Genomic DNA, 23,018 nt, shown 5'->3' with positions numbered 1-23,018 from the left:
TATGATCCCGTTTGATACCGAAACACTTTCCCGCCTCGTCAGTGATTTTTTCTGGCCATTGGTGCGCTTGATGGCGTTATTTAGCACAGCGCCCATTTTCAGTGAAAAACAGGTACCAATAAAAGTCAAAATTGGCTTAGCGCTAGTAATCACAGCCATACTTGTTCCAACTTTCCCTTCTCCCCAAATTCCGATTTTTTCTGTTGTCGGAATTTGGGTTTTAATACAACAAATATTGATTGGCATGGCTTTGGGATTGACCATGCAGATCGCCTTTGCCGTAGTACGCTATGCCGGTGAAGTGCTCGGCTTACAAATGGGACTTTCATTCGCCACCTTTTTTGATCCTACAGGTGGCCCGAATATGCCTATTTTAGCCCGTATTCTGAATATGCTGATGTTATTGCTGTTTTTGGCTTTTGACGGGCATTTATGGCTATTGTCGATTCTGGCAGATACTTTTCATTCTATTCCCATTAAACCAACTCAATTGAATCCAAAGGGTTTTTTATTACTAGCCCAAAGTGCCAGCCTGATCTTTATCAATGGCATGATGCTGGCAATGCCAATGATTACCCTGCTTCTGGTCTTGAACTTTTCCCTGGGAATATTGAATCGCATGACACCCCAACTTTCCGTGTTTGTGGTCGGTTTTCCTCTGACCCTGACAGTAGGGATTTTCACACTCTCTCTGGTGTTCCCGATGCTGGTGCCATTTACTGAACGTTTATTCGGAGAAATGTTCGATCGCCTGGCGGTGATTGTTAGTGAAATGGTGCTGTAATAAACAAACAGAATTTTTCTGGCTAAATCTCCTCCCGCTTTATTTAGCCTGTTATTTATTCCGATAACAGGCTAAAAGTCCCTCTAACATCAGAGCAATCGCTCTTGCTACGTTATAACACTTATCTTACATAGCATTTATCTTACATAGCACTTATTCACTATCGACGAAAATAACATTTATATTCCACCCCCATCCCCGCCATCAATCACCAACCCTTGAGCCGTAATCATGGCTGCATCTAAAGAAATGAAAAACATCACAGCACTGGCAACATCCTGAGGGCTGACCAATCTCTTCAGCGGGATACGTTTTGCAATACGTCTGAGTAAGGTCGATGTTGAACATCCAAGCAGTTTTGCCTGTGGCTCCAGTCCCTTCAACAACATTGGCGTATCCACCCAAGAAGGCAGTACTGCATTTACGGTAATTTGCCTTTCTGCCAAATCCAAAGCCAGCGATTTCGTTAATCCAAGCAAAGCATGTTTGGATACACAGTAAGCGCTATTGTGTTTCTTTCCTGCCTTACCAAGAATAGATGAAATAATGACAATCCTGCCTCCAGAAAGGATATTGGGTACGACATTCGATAATAGGCGTTGGACTGAATATAGATTGGCAGCCAATATCGAATCCCAAATATCACTATCTCCAATTTCATTATCATTATCTTTACCATGACTAATGACTATTCCTTGTAATATTCCTTGTAATTTGCCCTCTTTAAACAGAGGCACCAACTGATTAGCGATGGCGTTTTCATCAGTCAAATCAATTTGAAGTACATCAACCAATCCCGGAAATTGTTCTGCCAGTTCATTCAGCCCTTCGCTGTTAATATCAATGGCAATGATACGATATCCAGTCGTCAGCAATTTCTGGCAGACGGCATAGCCTATTCCACTGGCAACACCAGTTACAATGAACGTCAACATTAAATTTTCCTTCATTAACTCAGGGTAATACCACCGTTGACATTAATTACCTCTCCCGTCATATAGTGATTTTCCATAAGAAAATGAACTGCCGAGGTAATTTCGCTGACAACACCGACGCGTTTGAGCAATACTTTGCTATTAATTAATTCTTTGTGTGTTTTTAATAAGTTCTCTGACATCTCTGTTTGAATAATCCCGGGAGCAATTGCATTGACCCGAATATTCTTGGGTGCTACCTCAACGGCAAGTGCCCGTGTTAATGATTCTATACCGCCTTTGGTTGCGGCATAGATTGATTGCCCCTTATTGGGCCTTTGGGCTGAAATAGATGAAATATTGATAATGTGCCCGCTACGCTGCGGTATCATCATTTTCAACACTTCGCGGCTACATAAGATATAACTTAATAAATTATTGTTTATCAATAACTCAATATCTTTGGTTTCCATCGTTGCCAATAACCCATCCCTTATGATCCCGACGTTATTAACCAAAAGATCAATACGCCCAAATGCCTCACTCACGGTATTAATAAAGGTACTGACATCCTCTGCCTTGGCAAGATCAGCCCTGACAGGCAGGATATCGGGGAAGTCATGCGTGACTTGGGTAATAAAATCGGCAGTTTGAGGAGTGTCCTTGCGATAACAAAAAGCAACCCGGTATCCCCTATCCAATAAACTTAAAACTATCGCACGACCAATACCTTTACTGCCGCCAGTCACAACGGCATATTTCTCACTCATAAGCTAGAATTTCCTTTGATTTCCGATAGGGTGAAGTGGTGTTTTTTGGCCATCGCCATAATGTCGAGAACTTGTTTGGCGGAAATATTCCCGTATGAGAAATTTCCTTTGTACTGTTCCAGAGCCAGTAAAATGGTTTCCGTCATACAGGCATAAAGCTGTCCTTCTCCCAAATATGCTCTGACTCTGGGATCAAGGCTGTCATGACAAGGTGTCTGGACGATACCGCCGCGCAGGATCTGGATGTCAGGTCGGTTAATTAAATCGTTATCAGACAAGTTGTGCGGCACAGAAATGTCACAAACAATTCCCCCTCTTTTTATCTTGTCTACAGGAATAAATGCTTCTGAAGCGTTAGCTGCACAAACAATGACATCACTATGTTCAATATCAGAAATATTCTGGGGAATACGGATAAATACTTGATCTGAATGATGCTGGTTCAAGTAGTGATCTATCACTTCACCCACGGGTTTCCCTGCAAAGGCATCAGATGGCATTGATGAAAGGCAATCCATCACACGTTTTGCCAGCCCTCCCATAACTGACTGAGAATTAGTCACAAATTGTTCATAGATGTTTTGATAAATCTGGTATTTCACTTCGTTCAATTTTCTCACCGAGCCATGATTATTACTACCAATCAATGTCATCTCCAGAAATTGCGGCCCCAGAATCTCGGCATAAACACGACCGATATTTCCCGCGCCCCCAATCACCGCAATGCGAATGTGGCTCATATCTCGATTTGGCATGCTATTTTTTAAGGCTTCAATTCCCATACCCACAGTCAAAGTATTACCTGTCGTCACATTTATCTGGTTATTTTTCACAGACTTACCATTATTAGTAATTATCGAGGTAAACATGCCCAAACCCACCACGGTGTTACCGGCTTGCGCCGCCTGAGCAACACGGAGATCAATTTCATGCCGCAATCTCTCTAAATCATTTTGTGCCAGCGCTGACTTGATCATTTTTGAAGTCACGGGGATCGGATACAGTGTAAAACTCACAGACTGACCATTAGCCGAGCGAATACGTGCGGGTTTAAACGGCTTTGTCGCAAGATTAAAGCTGGTATTTTCGACAAACAACGTCATTTCTTCGTCGCTGAGTAGGCTAAAAGAAGGGTCAACTTCTTTCAGCCATTCCGCTGAAATCAAATGATTCACGAAAGCGGCCTTATAATCTGCCGTACAGTCATCTTCTTGCTCTGTATCGCTGCAACGATAATCCGCAACAACAGACGGAAGTTGTTTCCCAAGCACGGGAGCAACAATAAAGCCAGCATTGGCATAACGAATAGCCAGACAAACGCGGGAAAGCGCTTCGATAAAACGGATAACCTGTGAAAGTTCCAGAAATACAGATGGCTCCACACGAATCACGTTGGCTGCACTGCCTGAAGGCGCCACTCGAATATGGCTGCCACACAGTAAATGACCACTGATCACATAGCCCAAACTGCCTTGTGCTGCGATATTTTGCAGAATGTAGGAATCTGAATTAATCACATCATAGAATTCGACTCCCCAGATCAACCCCTTGCCACGAACTTCTTGGATGACGTCAGGATATTGCTCTTTTAAATCCTCCAGCCGCGTTTTGAATTCATTTCCCAGTTGGATAACTTGCGTCAGCAGCTTACGCTGATCAATATGCAGCAGGTTTATATAATCAAGCGCAACCCGGCAGGAGAAATCATCTTCACCGAACGTTGAGCTTTGGATTAAATCGAACCCCGGCGTAAAACTTTTCTGGCGAATTGCAACGACACCAATTTTGACATATCCACCGCCCAACGCCTTGGAAAGCACATAGTAATCTGCATCAATACCCGCATCACTCGATGCCACCAAAAATCCACATCGCCCTGATCCGGTCTGTACTTCATCAGCAATAATGGGGCATCCAAGGATCTGTTTTAGCCGATTGATACCAGTGACTTGTTCTGCACTGAGTGGATAAACCCCACCTTCTCCCTGAATGGGTTCTACCAGCAGTGCTGCCACGGTTCTAAATGTCTTTTTGGTCAAAACAATTTGACCATTCTCTTCCTGCGGCAACCATAACCAGCTGTTTAAAATGTCATTGGCTTTTTCCCCCATTTCGACAAATTCAGCTAATTGGGCAGGAGAGAGAAAAAGCGTGTTAATTTTCAGCCGCTTCAAATAGTCACGATACATGGCACCATGTGTGCAGTTCGCCGTCACCATCATCTTTCCATGAAAAGCATGTTCAAGAGCAAGGAATGTCGGCTTTGAGTCTAACTGAAATTGATTAAACACAGACAAAGCCAGTTTAATCTCCTGGATAGTAGGATCTTTTTCCAATTTCAGTTGCTGTCTCTGCTCTTGCGTCAGTACAACCTCAGCTTCGTTGTCCAGTATGTTGGCAGCCTGTGCCACTTCTTGCCCTAATGCGAGAAGTTGCGCATTACGTGTAAACTCGACACTCTTCAGTGCAACTTCCATTGATTCTGCCCCCGTACTGGCAAAACAGAATACAAAATCTCCATTGGTTGCAGTTTCTTCTTTCAACAACTCATTCAATCTTTCTGCCAACATCGCTGCGGGCTTTCTAATGGAAAATTGGTTATGAACCGGAATTTCTTCATCAAGATAACGTTTGATTTTTTCTCTGATCAAAGGGGAATTGTGCCCAAGTAATGTCGCACCATACCCTCCCAGCAGATCCAATATTGGTATTTCCTGTCCATTTTCATCTTTGCAATACAGAAAATTTCCAGAAGCCCGGTGGTAGGTCTTGTTTAACCCAATAGAAGCCAAAGCACGGGTAAGCAGAGGCTTACAAAATGCAGCATAACTTTCCATAGTGAATCCTATTGTTAATTAAATAGTGTTAATTAAATAGTGTTAATTAAAATTTTCGATCAATGCTGAGGAGGACATGGCTTCTGCTATGTCATTGATAAAACCCAGTGTTTCAGCTGAGTAATTTCCTTCATGATACATGCGGCTCAGAGAAGCAATATCAACAATCGGGCAATCCTTCTGCGTCGGTTTGTCATCACGGGTTAAAATGAAAGTAACGCCAAATTCAACAAACGTTTCGGAAATATCAGATTGCGCGATACGATCAATCTTTCCCATGCCAGAAGCAACAACTAATGCATAGTCAATGACCCCGTTATTCAGCAATAACTCCGCTTCATTAAACGCGGATAACAACCCAATATTTCCACGTAGAAAAGAAGCACAGTCCCCTTGAAGGGCAAGCTCCTGAGAAAGTACGCCAAGTAGGTTATTACTGAGCGACAATGTGATTAGGAAAGGATTTACCTGTTCTGATGCCCAAATGGCCTGATAAATACTCTGTTTATTTCTTATCCCATTTTGTTCCCATTCTGGCAGTAGTTCGCCAGGCATTGGGTGAAGATAGCCATACTGGGTGGCATACAGTCCAAATTTTATTGCGGGATCGTCAATGTTCAGGCCCGATGATAGTAATAGCCTTCTGGTTGAAATCAGACATTTTTCCGTACCTTTGGAATAAAAACGCCTGAGTTTGCTATTTGTAGTCAATGCACTTTCATCATTGTCAGAAACCGGGCAATTGAATTGCGGATGATCACAGTTCAGGTGATAACCAATGAGTTTGATTTTCTTACCTTTCATCATATTCCCCAATGACTAAGCACGAATTAATACCACCGAAACCAAATGAATTTGTTATCGCGTTATGCACAGGCGCTGACCGCCCTTGTTGTGGAACGTAATCCAAATCACAACGCGGATCAGGGGTTTCAAGATTGATTGTAGGTGGAATGAACTGTTCTTTTACGGTCAAAACCGTTGCTACAGCTTCTATAGCTCCTGCAGCTGCTATCCAATGCCCCAACATGGATTTGATTGATGACACCAATGGCGGCTGAGTGCCAAAAATACGTTTGATAACAGCCGTTTCCAGTTCATCATTCAGGGGGGTGGATGTGCCGTGAGCATTGATATAATCAATCTGGTTCAGCTGCAATCCACTACTGCTGATAGCCTGCCTGATAGCACTTTCAGCGCCCATACCATCGGGATGAGGGGCCGTCAGTTTATAGGCATCCAAGGAAGCACCGTAACCTTTAATCTCCGCATAAATTTTGGCTCCCCTGCGCAACGCGCTTTCTTCACTCTCAAGTACCAAAAAAGCCCCGCCTTCGCCCGCAATCAACCCACTGCGATGTTTATCAAAGGGACGACAAAGTTTGCTACCCCATTTTTCGGTTACGGCAGTTGCCCCCAATAAATTCAACCCGACCAAAGTACGCAGGCTAATGACGGAATCCGCCCCACCTGCCAGCATGATGGAAGCCTCTTGCCTTTTGATGGCTTGGCACGCCAACCCGATAGCATGAGTCGCACCCGCACACGCTGCATTTACATTGACAACAGGACCAGATAACCCGAACCGGCGAGCAATCTCCACCACCATGCCATCATTACTGCATCTTACGCCGGAATAAGAACCCAAATTATTGCGTTGCTGAAACATAGCCTGCATAACCGAACCATGATGATGGCGAGCAAAATGTCTGTCATTTTCAGTGATGTCAGAAACTCCGCTGCATCCATAAATCCCCATGCGTTCCTCAGACAACAACCGTTTCTCAGATAAATATAAGGAAGCCAGCCCTGCATCTTCCAATGCCTTAGCCGCAGCAACTATGCCCATTACACCACGTCGGTCTGTAATGCCTGATTCCGGTAAATAAACGGGGTTCTGAGCAATTAATGAATCAAAATCAATTTGAGCCGCATATTTGATTGGCAACGCCCCATTATCTGCACACACTAACGGCTTGACGGCCGATTCCCCATCACAAAGTTTTTTCCAGAAAATCTCAATATCAGTCCCGAAGGCACTGACGATCCCCATCCCTGTAACCACCACACGATGTCCAGAAATCATCACAGCTCTCCCCCGTTAAACATCCCCATGCGAAGTAAAATGGCAATACATTGATTTTCCAGTCCATGAACCAGTATCCATGCCAAATCAGAAGAGTGCTGGCAGCTGGCGTTTCGATTGACATTATCGATAGTCAGGCCTTTTTTATGCATATCAATGAGCAAGTTAATCGCCACAAAGGGAGCCGCTGCACCGCAATATCCCATCGCTTTATCTAAATGAAATTGCAACGCGGACGGGATCACGTCATCAACCTGTGCCACGAATTCAGCTGTGATTTTCCCAACATGGATAATTTGAGCAGGTAATCTATTTTCTCCCGACATCCAAGTCAGAAGTTGCCCCACATGATCGCGGTTGTGAAGAGTGGTGCGAAACACTTGGGAAATCTCACTGTCCGCATGATGGCTATCTTCGTGTAACGTAATAAATGAAGCGGCTTCTGCGGGTATCCACGGAACATCTTTGATAAGGCGTTCATAGGAAAGGTAGTACCATGTGGAGATTTTCTGGCTACCGCCCCCACACAGAACAAACTGGCTGTGCTCTTCCTTAATGCTGTAATAACCTTCCAAAAATGCGTTTCCCCCAGCATCGACATGAGGGGAAAAGAATCCATTATCACCGGTAATATCAAGATGTTGGGACAAATGACTGACCGTTGAAGTGTTTAACAGTGTCAATCCCATCAATGGAGGGGTTTCAATTAATGCCCTTGAAACATAGTCCTCATCATTTTCTGCATCAAAAGCGATGGGAATTGAACTGTCATCAGCATCACTGGTTCCCAATCCAATAAATAACCCCCGTTGTTCAGGAGGAAACTTATCGCCAAAACTGTTTTCCCAAGTTTTAATCCCGGTATAGAGCACCCATCTGCTCTGTGCATTTGCTACTCGCCGAACTACCTTATCCATACGTGGCATGACAAAAGACGTTTCATCAATACACCGTTCTCCTAAAATATTGGACAAATTCAGGGAACTGTTTGACAAATGGACCTCTTGTATTTTGCCATGAATAATGTCATCCATACTCAGGCCATCGGGAAGCAAACTCACTCCACTGGTAATATAAATTCCCATGATTTACCCCTCAGCCCGTTTTAATATCAGGCTGCTGTTTTCACCGCCAAACCCAAAAGAATTGCTCATGATGTAATTGACGGACATGGCTTTTGCTGAGTTGTTGACATTAATAATGTCATCCATTTTTCCCGATTCAGAAAAATTCAAGCTGGGAAGAATAAGCCCATTTTTCAGTGTCTCAATAGAAAGTATGGCCTCCAATAGCCCACTAACGGCAAGTGAATGCCCTGTCGCTGATTTCGTGGATATAACCGGAGGATTATGGGAGAAAAGCGCATGAATCGCTTTGCTTTCTGCAAGATCATTATTCACCGTGGAAGTACCATGGGAATTAATATGATCTATCTCTTCCGGTAGTAATCCGGCCTCCTGCAAAGCCACAGACATAGAATTAAGATAATATCGACCGGATAAGTCGGTTGATGTCATCCTATATCCTTCAGACTGTCGGGATATTCCGGCAATTTCAGCCAATATTGGTGCTTTTCTGGCAACTGCATGGGAATAGCGTTCTACGACTAAAAATGCAGCGGCATCGGCAAGAACACAGCCTGCCCTGTCTTTATCGAAAGCCCGTGAACATTGATGTAAGTCTGCGAACCTACCATCATAAAGCGCCCTGACTTTCTTAAATAATATCTGCATGATCGGATGGGTGGCTTCTTCTGAAGCACCAACCAATGCGATATCAAGTTTGCCACTTTTGAGATTCTGACATGCAGAATAAAGTGCGCTCATACCTGCAATACAGGCATCACTGTAAACCTTTGGCAAGGCCGGAACATGCAAACGCTTTGCCAATTCCTTAACAAGTTCATAGGGGGGAATTAACTCCCCGAAATGTTCAATATCAATATATTTTGACGGATAGGACGTTTCTTCATCATTGAAGTAATGAGATAAAGATTTACTGTCAAGAAACATCTTATTATTAGCAAAAAATAATTCACAGTTAGCTTGATTCAGCTCTTTATCTGCTAATCCCGCCATATGCAGACTCTTTGATGCTGCACCATAGGCCATCAAAAAAACACGATTATTGGATAATTGTCCTGTAAAATTAAATTGATTACGTAACCTATCTATATCTTTCGACGATAACTTGGCACTGGGAACATTTTCTATCCCATACTCCTTTAATAGCTCATCTTCACAGATAAGTGATTTCCCTTCTGCCAATGAATTAAATAAATCACTTGGGCAATCATGATTACGAACAATCAAACCATAACCGGTTACAGCAATTCTATCTGTAGGTATACCAGCCATAGTGATTTCTACCTTAACAATATTTAATTAAAGTTATGCACTCTTTATTTACATTAAAACAACAATTTATTAATCTTTATTTCTTCAGGATATACGTCCTGATTCATTAAGAATATCTGAGCAATATTTTTCTATTTCGCCAATAATGATTTCATCAGCACTTTTCCCATTGGATTCACAAACTTTCTGACATAATGAAGCCCAATTATGTACATTAGTTTCACCAAACACATCCCCCAAAGTATTAATAGAATTCAGCTGTACTTCTGTATAATTGTAACAACTATGAATCAGCAATCTCTTACCTTCTTGCGTTAGAACATTCTCATTCAATAACTTCGCCAGAACGCTTTCAGAAAGAATTTCATTGGCATGAGCAAAAACACTTTTTGTCGGCATTGTTATTCCGAATTTTTTGCCTAAATTAAACGATAAATCAATGACATCTAAAGAATCAGCCCCCAATTCATTAATTAATGAAGAATTTTCTTTAATGTCATTTTTTTCTATAAAAAGAATAGAGGATAACTCCTCATATACGACAGAGATATATTTATTCATACAGCCCTCATTTGCAATTAAATACGCGAAAATTAACCACACAAACAATAGCAATAAATTCTCACAGGTTCATTTATTTCTGTCAATTAATAAAGATTCATTGCAACAATAAAAATAATTATACCCAGAATTAATTACATAACACTTTATTCAATGAATACAATATACCATTTAAAGAATACCATTAGCCCAACCCAACTTTTTGTTTTTAATAGAAAACAATATTAAAAATACCACTTCAGTAAAAAATCATTAATAACAAACATCAAAACAAATTTATTTATAACTGACAATGAAGATAAATTAGAAACTCTATTCATCACACAAAATGAAAATAATTCAAGTTCTCAAAATAAAATAAAAATCAAAAAAGTCTATTCTCAAGAAATATAAAAACAATTAAACACAATAAGATAATTCCCATAAAATAATGCAAATTGATTTCTTATAAAAAGCCGTCAATATTAAAATGGATAGCATGATGGAGAGTACTATAGATAGTGCTATATTATTTTAGCTTTATTAGGATTAACCAGTGATTTAGTCTTTAATTATAGACACTGACATACGTTAAAAACCACTTCTACCCACATAGCTTATTCCCCCGCCTGCACTTAGATAGACTGCCACAAAAGCCCAACAATATGACGGCTATGACAATTATCACTGTCTTGCCCCCTGATTGACTAAAAACCTTAGTTCAACAAAAAGTATCGACATTGAAAATTATCTCAGTTAATTTAACTTTGTTATCTCTCAAATACCTACATAGACAGTATAAAAATCCAACTTTGTCATCCACAATCCGTTCATTTTTTTGCCATAGTTTTTGCCATAGATAGATCTGATTAACCAGAGTAATAATTTCCTTATCTTCTAATAAATAAACTAAATCAAACTATTACAAAGGAGATATGAATATGATATGCAGCCATAATCACTTCCAAAATACTTCCTTATCAATTGATGATGACGGTTCTCTCGTCTCTCATGCACACCCTCTTAGCTCACCTCAGCAAGCCGTCTGGTTTGATCAGGCAATTCATCCCAGTTCTTCCAACTACAATCTCTACTTTTTTATCTGCGTCGAAGGAGAGTTGAATGAAAAATTATTTACCCGTGCCTTTGAAGCCGTTGTTTATTGTCATGATGCTCTACGTTTGCGCCTTATCAACACCCATGCTTTACCCGTCCAAAAGGTTGTTAATTCTCTCCCTGTGACCGTGGATATACATGATTTTTCATCGTATTCAGATGCTGAAATCAGAGTAAAAAAATACATGAATACCGAGTTCATGCGCCCATTTCACTTGAATGAGGTGCTGTGGCGTTCCAAATTATTGCGAGTAAACAACAACTGTCAGTACTGGCAGTTTTGCTGTCATCATTTGATCATTGATGGCACTGGTCTGTTCATACTGGTTAACAAGGTTATCGATGCCTATAACCGCCTGATGAAAGGAGAAACACTGAATAACTCAGCTCACTCTTATCTGGATTTTATTGCAGATAACCTCGATTATCTTGCTTCTGAACACTACTCACACGATATGCAATTTTGGATGAGGCGTTATGATAATCTGCCTCCCCCTTTGCTCCAGCCTGTCCATTCCAATAACACTATAAGCCATAAACAAGCCAAAGACGTTGTTTTTCAGCCTATTGTTTGGTCAATAGATCAGGTGCTTTTTAAACGTATCGAAAAAACCGTTGGTGGTCAGGGATTGCCCCTCCTGCATTTCATGTATGCCGTTCTGGCTTGCTATTTCGCACGGACGGCGAATGTGAATGAGATTGTTATTGGTATTCCCGTACACAACCGCAAAAATACGCGACAAAAGCACACGATGGGAATGTTCGCATCCGTGCTCCCCATCGGCGTAACCATTTCACCGGAGGATACACTCCGTGATGTCATGCAAAAAGCCGCGACCGAAATGAGTCTTTGCTATGAGCACCAACGCTTTCCCATTGTAGATCTCAACCGACAAACACATATCCAGCAGAAAGTCGGGAATGCTCGATTATTTGATGTCACTTTATCTCTCGAGCCGTTTAAAGCTAATCTGCACATGGAAGGAGAGGGCACCAACGTTAAACTTTTTGACCTGCATTCTGGTGCCCCTTATCCTCTTTCTGTCAGAGTCAAGCAATACACAAATACCGCTCATCCTGAAGATTATTCCCCGCTTTCCATTGAGTTCTATTTTTCTCCTGATTATATGAGTATCACAGAGGTTATGGCGCTCCAGTCCCGTCTTGCTGTCTTGCTTGATTCCGCTCTTACTTCTCTGGAGATGCCATCCCTTACGAATACAAAAATAGCCAATCTGTCGATTCTGCCCGACACTGAGCGCCAGCAGATATTGGTGGATTTCAACGCTACCCAAACCGAATTCCCGCAGGATATGTTGGTTCATCAACTGTTCGAAGCACAAGTGCAACGCACACCGGATGCCATTGCCGTGGTCTTTGAAAAGCAATCGCTGAGCTACGATGAACTGAACAAACGAGCCAACCGTCTGGCACATCATCTGATTACTCTCGGTGTGCGCCCTGATGATCGGGTGGCGATTTGTATTGAACGCAGTCTGGAAATGATGATCGGTTTATTGGGTATCCTCAAGGCTGGTGGTGCTTTTGTGCCTCTCGATCCGACTTACCCGACCGAACGGCTGACGTATATGCTCAATGATTCAGCTCCCGTGGCCCTGATTACTCAGACGATGATGGTAGAAACGTGGAACAATAACCTGCCAACCATACTACTTGATACTCAAGAATGTTCTGTTTTGGGTGCAAAATCAGAAGAAAACCCCATAATTCAGGCAATGGGACTGACTTCACACCATCTGGCCTATGTCATTTACACCTCAGGCTCCACGGGACACCCCAAAGGGGTCATGATCGAACATCACAGTTTGTGTAATTTGATTACTACTCAGCAAGACACACTGGCCATCACTCCAGACAGCCGAATTTTGCAGTTTGCCTCAAACAGTTTCGATGCCTGTATTTGGGAATGTTGTATGGCACTATTGGCGGGTTCTGGCCTTTACCTTGCCAAACGAGATAATCTTCTGCCGGGAACAACGCTGTCCCACTATTTAGAGACTCATGCCATCACTCACGCGCTCTTGTCCCCTACCATCCTGGCAACAATGGATACCATTCCGGCAACACTGCAAACCTTACTCGTAGGAGGAGAAGCGTGTCCGCCTACGCTGGTCAAACGCTGGGCGCAAGGACGACAGATGATCAATGCGTATGGCCCGACGGAAGCCACTGTTTGTGCCACGATTTACCTATGCAAAAGCTGCCGGAGTGAAAGTCAGGAAGACAGTGATAATCGGGAAAACCATGCACCGCCGATTGGTCATCCCATCCCCAATACCCAAATCTATATCCTCGACATTTACGGTCAGCCCGTTCCGCTGGGGGTAGCGGGAGAAATTTATATCGCTGGCGTCAGCGTTGCCCGCGGCTACCTGAATCGTCCCGAACTCACCGCCAAATGTTTCCTCACCGATCCCTTCTCTTCTGCGCATAGCGCACGTATGTACAAAACGGGCGATCTGGGGCGTTGGCTACCCGATGGCAATATTGAATATCTCGGCCGTAATGATTTTCAGGTTAAATTACGTGGTTTCCGCATTGAGCCGGGCGAGATCGAGGCAAGACTGCGGCAATGCCACGGCGTACGTGAAGCTGTGGTGCTGCCTTGCGAAAACCTTTCCGGTGAAAGCCTTTCCCATGAAAACCTTTCGGCTCAAAAGCATCTGGTTGCCTACCTGCTGCCTGAGGCAGATGTTGAACTGGAGCCAATGGCATTGCGGCAACAGCTTTCGCAGCATCTTGCAGAATACATGATACCCAGTGCCTTTGTGACACTCAATGCCTTCCCTCTGACACCCAATGGCAAACTCGATCGTCAGGCGCTCCCTAAACCAGATCATACTGCAATCGTCACACGTAGTTACCAAGCGCCTATAGGAGAAGCAGAAACCACCCTGAGCCAAATTTGGCAAATGTTACTTGGAGTGAAATGTGTCAGCCGCTATGACCACTTTTTTGAGCTTGGCGGGCATTCGCTGATAGCCGTTAGTCTGATCGAAAAACTGCGCGATCTGGGGTGGACTCTTGACATACGAAATGTATTCACCAAGCCTGTACTGAGCGAGATGGCAAAAGCGATACTGTCGGCTCAGAAGGATACAGATCAAGGAAATATGGAGCAAGAACATGCAGTTATGTTCACAATGCCGCCCAATCTCATCCCTGACGGCTGTACTGCTATTACACCCGACATGTTGACTTTAGTTTCTCTATCCCAGCATGAAATTAATGCCATCGTCGCCACTATTCCTGATGGTGCTGCCAATATCCAGGACATCTATCCGCTCTCGCCACTACAGGAAGGAATTTTGTTCCATTATCTGTTACAGAAACAGGGAGATACTTATCTGTTACGCAATTTGCTTGCCTTCGATACCCGCGAACAGCTCGATACCTTTCTGGCTGCCTTACAACTGATCATTAACCGTCACGATATTCTGCACACTTCAATCTACTGGCAGGGACTGGCACAGCCGATGCAAGTCGTCTGGCGGCAAGCATCTTTGAACATTAATACATTTTTACCGAATAGCGAGCAGGATATTCCTTCTCAATTACTATCACACACTGATCCCCATCAGTACCGTCTTGATGTGAGTCAGGCGCCGCTATTCTCTGCCGACATTGTCTATCATCCACATCAGGGTGAGTGGTTGCTGGCTTTGTGTCTCCATCATTTAATCTGTGATCATATGACACTGGAACGTATCATTGATGAAATCGATGTATTATTACGTAGCCATACCGAAAGTGGGCATCTTGACAACCTCCCTGCTGAAAAGTTACCCCCAGTATTACCTTACCGTAACTTTGTCGCCCAATCTCTGTATGTGCCTGCTTCAGATCACGAAGCCTATTTCCGTAAAGAGTTCTCTGATATAGATGTACCAACGGCTCCTTTCGGGATACTGGATATTCACAGTGGAGATAGGCAGATATCGGAGACCAAACAACCACTTGATACCGCACTGTCCAAAGCTATCCGCACACAAGCCCGGCGTCAGGGTGTCAGCTCCAGTATATTGTTTCATGTTGCTTTGGCTCTGGTGCTGGCAAAAACCAGTGGGCGTGATGATGTGGTCTTCGGTACGGTCCTGCTGGGACGTATGCAAGGTAGTGCTGGCATCGATCAAGTTATGGGGCTGCTTATTAATACCTTGCCCATTCGGATCAGGCTTACGGGTAATAGTACACAGACAACCGTTCAAGAGACTTACCTCAGTTTGATGAGGCTACTGGAGCACGAACAGGCGACACTGACACAGGCCCAGCATTGTAGTAGCGTGATACCACCTTTGCCGCTCTTCAATACACTACTCAATTATCGTCATAGTCAATCGGATACCACCTTGGCTAAATGGAAAGGCATACGCCTGCTGATGCAAGAAGAGAGAAGTAATTATCCCATCGGTTTGTTTGTAGATGATTGGGGAGATGGATTTAGTTTGGTTGCTCAAACCGTATCAGACATAGAGCCGATTCGTCTTATCAACTATATGACCACTGCCCTGACGGGATTGGTCGAAGCGCTGGGAACCTCACCCCACCAGCCAATTCTGGATATTTCTATTTTGCCTGTCAGGGAGCGTCAACAGTTGCTGGTGGATTTCAACACAGCTCAATCTTCTCAAGACTTTTCATCCTCTCAAAATACAGCGGCAAATTTCCCGCAAAATGCGTTGATTCACCAAGTATTTGAAAAGCAAGTACAGCACAATCCCGATGCGATTGCTGTCGTCTTTGAAGAGCAATCACTGAGTTACGATGAACTGAACCAGCGAGCCAATCGTTTAGCGCATTATCTGATTGCCTTAGGTGTCTGCCCGGATGATCGGGTAGCGATTTGTTCTGAACGTAGTCCTGTCATGGTGGTGGGATTACTCGCTATCCTTAAGGCCGGCGGTGCCTATGTTCCGCTCGATCCAAGCTATCCAGCCGAACGGCTGGCCTATATACTTGAAGATGCCGCTCCGGTTGCCTTGCTTACCCAAACAACGTTACTCAAGCCGCCGACCAGCACCGTACCTATTGTAGATCTCAACAATCTTGCCTCCCTTACTGCGGACATGCCAACCAATAACCCAGCCCCCCAGACTCTTGGCCTGATCTCACGCCATTTGGCTTATGTGATGTATACCTCTGGTTCGACAGGTTTGCCCAAAGGGGTAATGAATGAGCACCGCAGTGTCGTGAATTGTTTACTCTGGGCACAGGAGACTTATCAATTAACCCCGCAGGATCGTGTTTTGCAGAAAACACCGTTCAGTTTTGATGTTTCCGTTTGGGAGCTATTCCCGTCCCTGATGTTTGGCGCTCAATTAATTTTGGCTTGCCCTGATGGACATAAAGATCCGCATTATTTATTGTCCGAGATAGAAAGGCGCAGGATTACTATCATCCACTTTGTGCCTGCCATGTTACAACAGTTTCTTAATGCTATTCCCGCCGGACGCTGCCCTTCCCTGCGCCACATTTTATGCAGTGGCGAAGCGTTTCCTTATGCCTTACAACAGAAATGTCTGTCCCATTTTGCCCACTGCCAATTGTATAATTTATATGGCCCTACTGAAGCAGCGATTCATGTCACCGCCTGGCAATGTGTATCGGATCGTTATATCGGACAAGTCCCCATAGGGAAGCCTATCGCCAATACCCAAATTTATCTTCTTGATAACCACGGAGAACCTGTTCCAATAGGTGTGACAGGTGAGCTTTACATTGGAGGAGTCGGTGTCGCCCGAGGTTATCTGAACCTTCCTGAGCTAACCGCAGAACACTTCCTTTCTGATCCTTTTTCTACAGACCCTGATGCCCGACTATACAAAAGCGGCGATCTGGCTCGCTGGTTGCCTGACGGTAATATTGAATACCTCGGTCGTAATGATTTTCAGGTCAAGATACGTGGCTTCCGTATTGAGCTCGGCGAAATCGAAGCCAGACTGGTGCAATGTCACAATGTACGCGAGGCGGTTGTGATTGCCCGTGAGGATGCTTCTTATGAAAAAACAGGGGGCGAAAAACGTCTGGTTGCTTATCTGCTCGCCGAACCGAATACAACACTGATATCGGCAGAACTGCGCCAGCAACTTGCACAACATCTTGCCGAATATATGCTGCCCAGTGCCTTTGTGACGCTTGATGCCTTCCCATTGACGCCCAATGGCAAACTCAACCGTCAGGCACTGCCAATACCAGACCAGACGGCACTGGTAACCCGCAATTATGAAGCACCCATCGGAGACATGGAAACGGGGCTGGCCGAAATTTGGCAAGAACTGCTGAAATTGGAACAAGTTGGCCGTCATGATCATTTCTTTGAACTCGGTGGTCATTCCCTGCTTACAATCCAACTTGCCGCACGAATACGCCAGAAACTGGCGCGGGAATTGCGTTTGCAGCAACTCTTTGCTCATCCTGTCCTTACCGACTTGGCTGCCAAACTTACCGACACACCTGTGACAACCCAAATCGTTATTCCTGCTACCGAGCGCAGCCAACCACTGCCACTCTCCTTCTCTCAACAACGCTTGTGGTTCCTCACCCGCCTCAATACCGAAGTCAATCTGGCTTATCAGATCCCGATAGTTATGCATCTCAGCGGGTATCTCGATCATGCTGCGTTTACGGCTGCGCTTGACCGTCTCGTCAGCCGGCATGAAAGTTTGCGTACCCGTTTTGTCCTGATTGATGAGCAACCTTACCAGCACATTGATGCCGCAGATATCGGCTTTGCCTTGACCCACCATGATCTGCGCAGTTTAGACGGAACAACTCGCATAACCCGTATTGACGAGTTGATGGAACTCGAAACACAAACTCCATTTAATTTTACTAGTGAGCCATTGATTCGGGGGCGATTGCTGCAACTGGCGAACGAAGAACACAGGCTGATCCTCACCCAGCATCATATCATCACCGATGGTTGGTCGATGGGCATATTGTTCCGCGAGTTGGGCGCACTCTATCGTGCTGCACTGGGGGGAAATGCGGCACCTTTACCGCCCCTCCCCATCCAATACGCCGACTATGCTGTCTGGCAACAAAAATGGCTGCAAGGAGAGGTTCTCACTGAACAACAGGATTTTTGGCAAAAGCAACTTCAGAACGCACCGACATTGCTGGCTCTCCCCACCGACCGCTCTCGTCCACCAGAGCAAGGTTACTCAGGCGATCTCGTGCCCGTTCGCCTGAATGCAGACTTATTGTCTGCTCTCAAAGCACTGGGACAACGTCAGGATACGACGTTATTTATGACCCTGCTGGCAGCTTGGGGGATCGTGCTTGCCCGCCTGAGCGGACAGGATGATATCGTCATCGGGACGCCCGTCGCCAACCGTTCACAGAGTGAACTTGAGGGGCTGATCGGCTTTTTCGTCAATACCCTGCCTCTACGTGTTGAATTGGAGTCAAGCAACTCAGTGGCTGATCTGCTTGCTCACGTCCGTGAACGGGCACTGGCGGCCTATGCACATCAAGATCTTCCTTTTGAACAATTAGTGGAAATCCTGCAACCTGAGCGCAGCCTGAGTTACAGCCCGATCTTTCAGGTCATGTTGGCTCTCAACAATACCGCTACCCAACCCCTTGAATTATCTGGTTTAGCTGTCTCATTGGTAGAACAGCCACATCGCAGCGCATACTTTGATCTGACGCTGTCACTGACCGAAACTATGGATGGACTCAATGGTTATCTGGAATATGCTACGGATCTATTCGACCGGACGACAGTTGAACGCATGGTGGGTTATCTCACCAGTGTGCTGACTGCCATGACAACCGATGAGACACAAACCATTGCTCGTCTGCCAATATTATCAGCTTCGGAGCGCCAGCAATTGTTGGTGGAATTCAACCCCACTCAAACAGATATCCCGCAAGATATGCTGATTCATCAACTATTCGAAGCGCAAGCGCAACGCACACCAGATGCCACTGCGGTAGTCTTTGAAGAGCAATCTTTGAGTTATCACGATTTGAACCACCGCGCCAATCAACTGGCACATAGCCTGATTGCTTTTGGTGTACGCCCTGATGATCGTGTGGCAATTCATGTTGAACGGGGTTTAGACATGATCATCGGCCTGTTCGGGATCTTAAAAGCAGGTGCCGGTTACATCCCGCTCGATCCAGAATATCCCTCCGAACGATTGGTTTATCAGTTGTCCGACTGCAAACCTGTAATACTGCTGACTCAGAAACACTTACAGACATGCTTACCCATACAAGACATCCCCATCTGGCTGTTGGACGATGAAACTCACCAAAGTCACATAAAAAAACAGCCTGTGCATAATCCGGGCAGCGAACAAATCGGACTCCAGCCACACCACTTGGCTTATATTATCTATACCTCTGGCTCAACCGGACATCCAAAGGGTGTCATGCTGGAACATCACAATGTCGTGAGCCTCATCCATGCCCAGTTTCAGGTCAGTGAACCTCAGTTGGGCGATCGCATCCTGCAATTTGTCACCGTCGCGTTTGATATTTCAGTATCGGATATTTTCCCTACTCTGGCATCGGGTGCCACTCTGGTTCTGCGCCCACCCCATATCAAGATACCAAATATCACTTTTGTCGATTTTTTGCGTGAACAAAAAGTGACTATCATAAATATACCGACCGCGTTCTGGCACCATTGGGTACAAGAAATGAGGGCAGGACGCAGCGGTTTCAGCCCCTATCTACGCACCGTTATTGTTGGGGGTGATAAAGTAGAACCCCGCTATTTAATGGACTGGTTGTCGTGCCCGGAAATACAATCCTGCCGCTGGATCAACGCCTATGGCCCCACCGAGATCACCGTTACTGCCTCAACTATGATGGTAGATAGAAACATAATGGTAGATAAAAACATGATGGTAGATAACAAACATCTTCCATCTATCACCAACAACATCCCGATTGGTCGGCCATTGTCCAATACACGTATCTATATTTTGGATGCGCTCAGTCAGCCGGTTCCTATCGGCGTAAGCGGCGAAATCTATATTGGTGGTATGGGGGTCGCCCGTGGTTATTCAAATCAACCAGAACTGACAGCAGAGAAATTTGTCGTTGATCCATTCAGCGAACACCCCAACGCTCGCATGTATAAGACCGGCGACTTGGCTCGCTGGCGATCTGACGGCAATATCGAATACCTTGGTCGCAATGATTTTCAGGTCAAGCTACGCGGCTTCCGTATCGAACTGGGAGAAATTGAAACCAGATTGATGCAATGCTACGGCGTGCGTGAGGCGATCGTACTTGCCCGCGAGGATGCTTCTTATGAAAAAACAGGGGGCGATAAGCGTCTTGTTGCTTATCTGATCGCAGAACCCAATACAGAGCTTGTGCCAGCGGAACTGCGACAACAACTCGCGCAGCATCTTGCCGAATATATGCTGCCCAGCGCATTTGTGACACTGGATGCGTTCCCACTCGCACCAAATGGCAAGCTCGACCGTCAGGCACTGCCGATGCCGGATCAAGCATCAATTGTGACCCGCGCTTATGAAGCACCGCTCGGCGACAGGGAAATAGCGCTGGCCGAGATATGGCAAATATTATTAGAGCTGGAAAAGGTGGGTCGTTATGATAATTTCTTTGAGCTGGGCGGTCATTCACTGATGGTAATCAGCCTGATCGAACGACTGCGTAACCTAGGCTGGAGTCTTGATATTCGTACAGTGTTCTCCGCTCCAACACTGGCTGAGATGGCAAAAGTAATGCAGGTAACCAAAGAGAATGCAACTACGTATACCGTACCGCCCAATCTCATCCCTGATGGCTGCACCGCCATCACTCCCGATATGCTGCCGCTGGTTTCTCTGACGCAACACGAAATTGATACTATCGCCGCGACCCTTTCTGATGGTGTTACCAATATTCAGGATATCTATCCACTCGCACCATTACAGGAAGGTATGCTGTTCCACCATCTGCTGCAAACACAAGGAGACGTTTATCTGTTGCATACCTTGTTTGCTTTCGACACCCGCGATCGCCTTGATGCTTTTCTGGCGGCCTTGCAACAGATCATTAACCGTCACGATATTCTGCGCACTGCCATTTGCTGGGAAGGCTTAACACAGCCAGTACAAGTTGTCTGGCGTCAGGCTTCCCTGCACATCAACACCTTTATGCCAGACAACGATAAAGACGTACCATCTCAGTTACTGGCGCATACAGATCCATACCGGCACCGTCTCGATGTGAGTCAGGCACCGTTATTCTCTGCCGATATCGCCTATGATCCGCATCAAGGTGAATGGTTACTGGCCTTCTGCTGCCACCATATACTTAATGACCATGTATCGCTGGGTCTTATCATTGCTGAAATCAACGAACTTTTGCACCAGAGTACCGGGCAATTGCCCCCTGCATTGCCTTATCGTCACTTTATTGCCCAGTCCTTGCATGCACCAATATCAGCCCATGAAGCCTTTTTCCGAGAGATGCTCGCCGACGTGGACACACCGACCGCCCCTTTCGGAATACTGGATGTCTACAGTGGAGATAGACCGATAACTGAAGTTATCAGGCCACTTAATGCCGCACTGTCCAGAAGTATCCGCAAACAGGCAAGCCATCAGGGAGTCAGCCCCGGAGCACTATTTCATGTCGCATGGGCACAAGTGCTGGCAAAAATAAGCGGGCGGGATGATGTTGTCTTCGGGACAGTCTTACTGGGACGTATGCAGGAAAGTGCCGATCTTGAACATATTCTTGGGCTGTTTATTAATACGCTGCCTGTGCGGTTCCAGCTTGCCGAAAATAGCGTACAGGCAACCGTGCAAGAGGCCTACCGCAGTCTGGCGCGATTACTTGAGCACGAGCAAGCTCCTCTGGCGGCGGCTCAACGCTGTAGCGGGGTCACTCCTCCCTTGCCGCTTTTCAATGCACTCCTTAACTATCGCCATAGTCAATTGAAACATAGTCAATCAAAACACAGCAAATCGAATACGACCAATACCGGATGGGAAGGTATACATCTGGTCACAGGACAGGAGAGAACTCACTATCCCCTCTATTTAGCTGTAGATAATTTGGGCAAAAGCTTTCTGTTGTCTGCCCAAGCTGTGTCAGGAATTGATCCGTCACGTCTGATAGGTTATATGACTACTGCTTTGGCAAGTCTGGTTGAAGCGCTGGAAAATCAACCTCAACGGCCAATCATGGACATAGCCATTATGTCTGCCACCGAACGCCAGCAGCTATTGGCCGATTTCAAGGCCACACAGGCCGACTACCCACAAGATCCGTTAATATTAGCCCCTGATGGTAAATACGATCACCAAGCACTACCGACATCTGAGCAACCTGCCGCTGTAGCCTCCGGCTATGAAGCTCCCATCGGTGATGTGGAAACCGTACTGGCCCAGATCTGGCAGAAATTGTTGAAACTGGAACAGGTTGGTCGCCATGACAATTTCTTCGCACTGGGAGGGCATTCTCTAATAGCAATACAATTACTGGCACGTATGCGGGAGCAAGGCATGGAGATTCCATTGGCGACACTGTTTACTCATCCTTCACTCTGTGAATTGGCTAAAGTAACAACCCAAGTTACTTAACCGCATCGAATTATTCAATCCAGTTAGTGGATTGA

The 23,018-nt window shown here is 45.2% G+C and carries 10 protein-coding genes; 2 read left to right on the top strand and 8 right to left on the bottom strand.

All coding sequences use genetic code 11. From position 1 onward, the window contains the following. Position 1 precedes the first annotated feature (1 nt). On the top strand, positions 2-784 hold the full coding sequence (gene fliR / locus PSI23_RS05695) for a flagellar biosynthetic protein FliR (RefSeq protein WP_273554180.1): 783 nt from the start codon (positions 2-4) through the stop codon (positions 782-784). A 179-nt stretch (positions 785-963) separates the two neighbouring features. Here the strand turns inward: fliR and PSI23_RS05690 are convergent, their stop codons facing one another. The 8 genes from PSI23_RS05690 to PSI23_RS05655 form a co-directional block, all read right to left on the bottom strand. Next, entirely contained in the window at positions 964-1,719 is a 756-nt protein-coding gene (locus tag PSI23_RS05690) for an SDR family NAD(P)-dependent oxidoreductase (RefSeq protein ID WP_273554179.1), read from the bottom strand. Positions 1,720-1,733: 14 nt separating this feature from the next. After that, on the bottom strand, positions 1,734-2,468 hold the full coding sequence (locus tag PSI23_RS05685) for an SDR family NAD(P)-dependent oxidoreductase (protein WP_273554178.1): 735 nt from the start codon (positions 2,466-2,468) through the stop codon (positions 1,734-1,736). Next, positions 2,465-5,305 carry an aminotransferase class III-fold pyridoxal phosphate-dependent enzyme gene (locus tag PSI23_RS05680; RefSeq protein WP_273554177.1) on the bottom strand — a complete coding sequence of 947 codons (2,841 nt, stop codon included), beginning with the start codon at positions 5,303-5,305 and terminating at the stop codon, positions 2,465-2,467. The genes PSI23_RS05685 and PSI23_RS05680 overlap by 4 nt, the downstream gene beginning before the upstream one ends. Positions 5,306-5,347: 42 nt before the next feature. Further along, entirely contained in the window at positions 5,348-6,112 is a 765-nt protein-coding gene (locus tag PSI23_RS05675) for a hypothetical protein (protein ID WP_273554176.1), read from the bottom strand. Beyond that, the gene (locus PSI23_RS05670) at positions 6,099-7,391 is read right to left on the bottom strand and encodes a beta-ketoacyl-[acyl-carrier-protein] synthase family protein (protein ID WP_273554175.1); all 1,293 of its coding nucleotides are present in this window, start codon (positions 7,389-7,391) and stop codon (positions 6,099-6,101) included. The genes PSI23_RS05675 and PSI23_RS05670 overlap by 14 nt, the downstream gene beginning before the upstream one ends. Beyond that, positions 7,391-8,476, bottom strand: coding sequence for a hypothetical protein (locus PSI23_RS05665; RefSeq protein WP_273554174.1), 1,086 nt, complete (start codon positions 8,474-8,476; stop codon positions 7,391-7,393). The genes PSI23_RS05670 and PSI23_RS05665 overlap by 1 nt, the downstream gene beginning before the upstream one ends. A 3-nt stretch (positions 8,477-8,479) precedes the next feature. Next, positions 8,480-9,748 (bottom strand): beta-ketoacyl-[acyl-carrier-protein] synthase family protein, encoded by a 1,269-nt coding sequence (locus tag PSI23_RS05660; RefSeq protein WP_273554173.1) that lies wholly within the window; start codon positions 9,746-9,748, stop codon positions 8,480-8,482. Positions 9,749-9,832: 84 nt separating this feature from the next. Beyond that, positions 9,833-10,309 carry an acyl carrier protein gene (locus PSI23_RS05655; protein ID WP_273554172.1) on the bottom strand — a complete coding sequence of 159 codons (477 nt, stop codon included), beginning with the start codon at positions 10,307-10,309 and terminating at the stop codon, positions 9,833-9,835. A 920-nt stretch (positions 10,310-11,229) separates the two neighbouring features. On the opposite strand from PSI23_RS05655, the gene PSI23_RS05650 reads away from it, so the two are divergent. Continuing rightward, positions 11,230-22,983 (top strand): non-ribosomal peptide synthetase, encoded by an 11,754-nt coding sequence (locus tag PSI23_RS05650; protein WP_373567284.1) that lies wholly within the window; start codon positions 11,230-11,232, stop codon positions 22,981-22,983. Positions 22,984-23,018: the final 35 nt, after the last annotated feature.

This window comes from Xenorhabdus yunnanensis (assembly GCF_028598805.1).
Taxonomy (GTDB): Bacteria; Pseudomonadota; Gammaproteobacteria; order Enterobacterales; family Enterobacteriaceae; genus Xenorhabdus; species Xenorhabdus yunnanensis.
The sequence above is the reverse complement of the archived record's forward strand: the minus strand, read 5'-3'. Positions and strand labels throughout refer to the sequence as shown.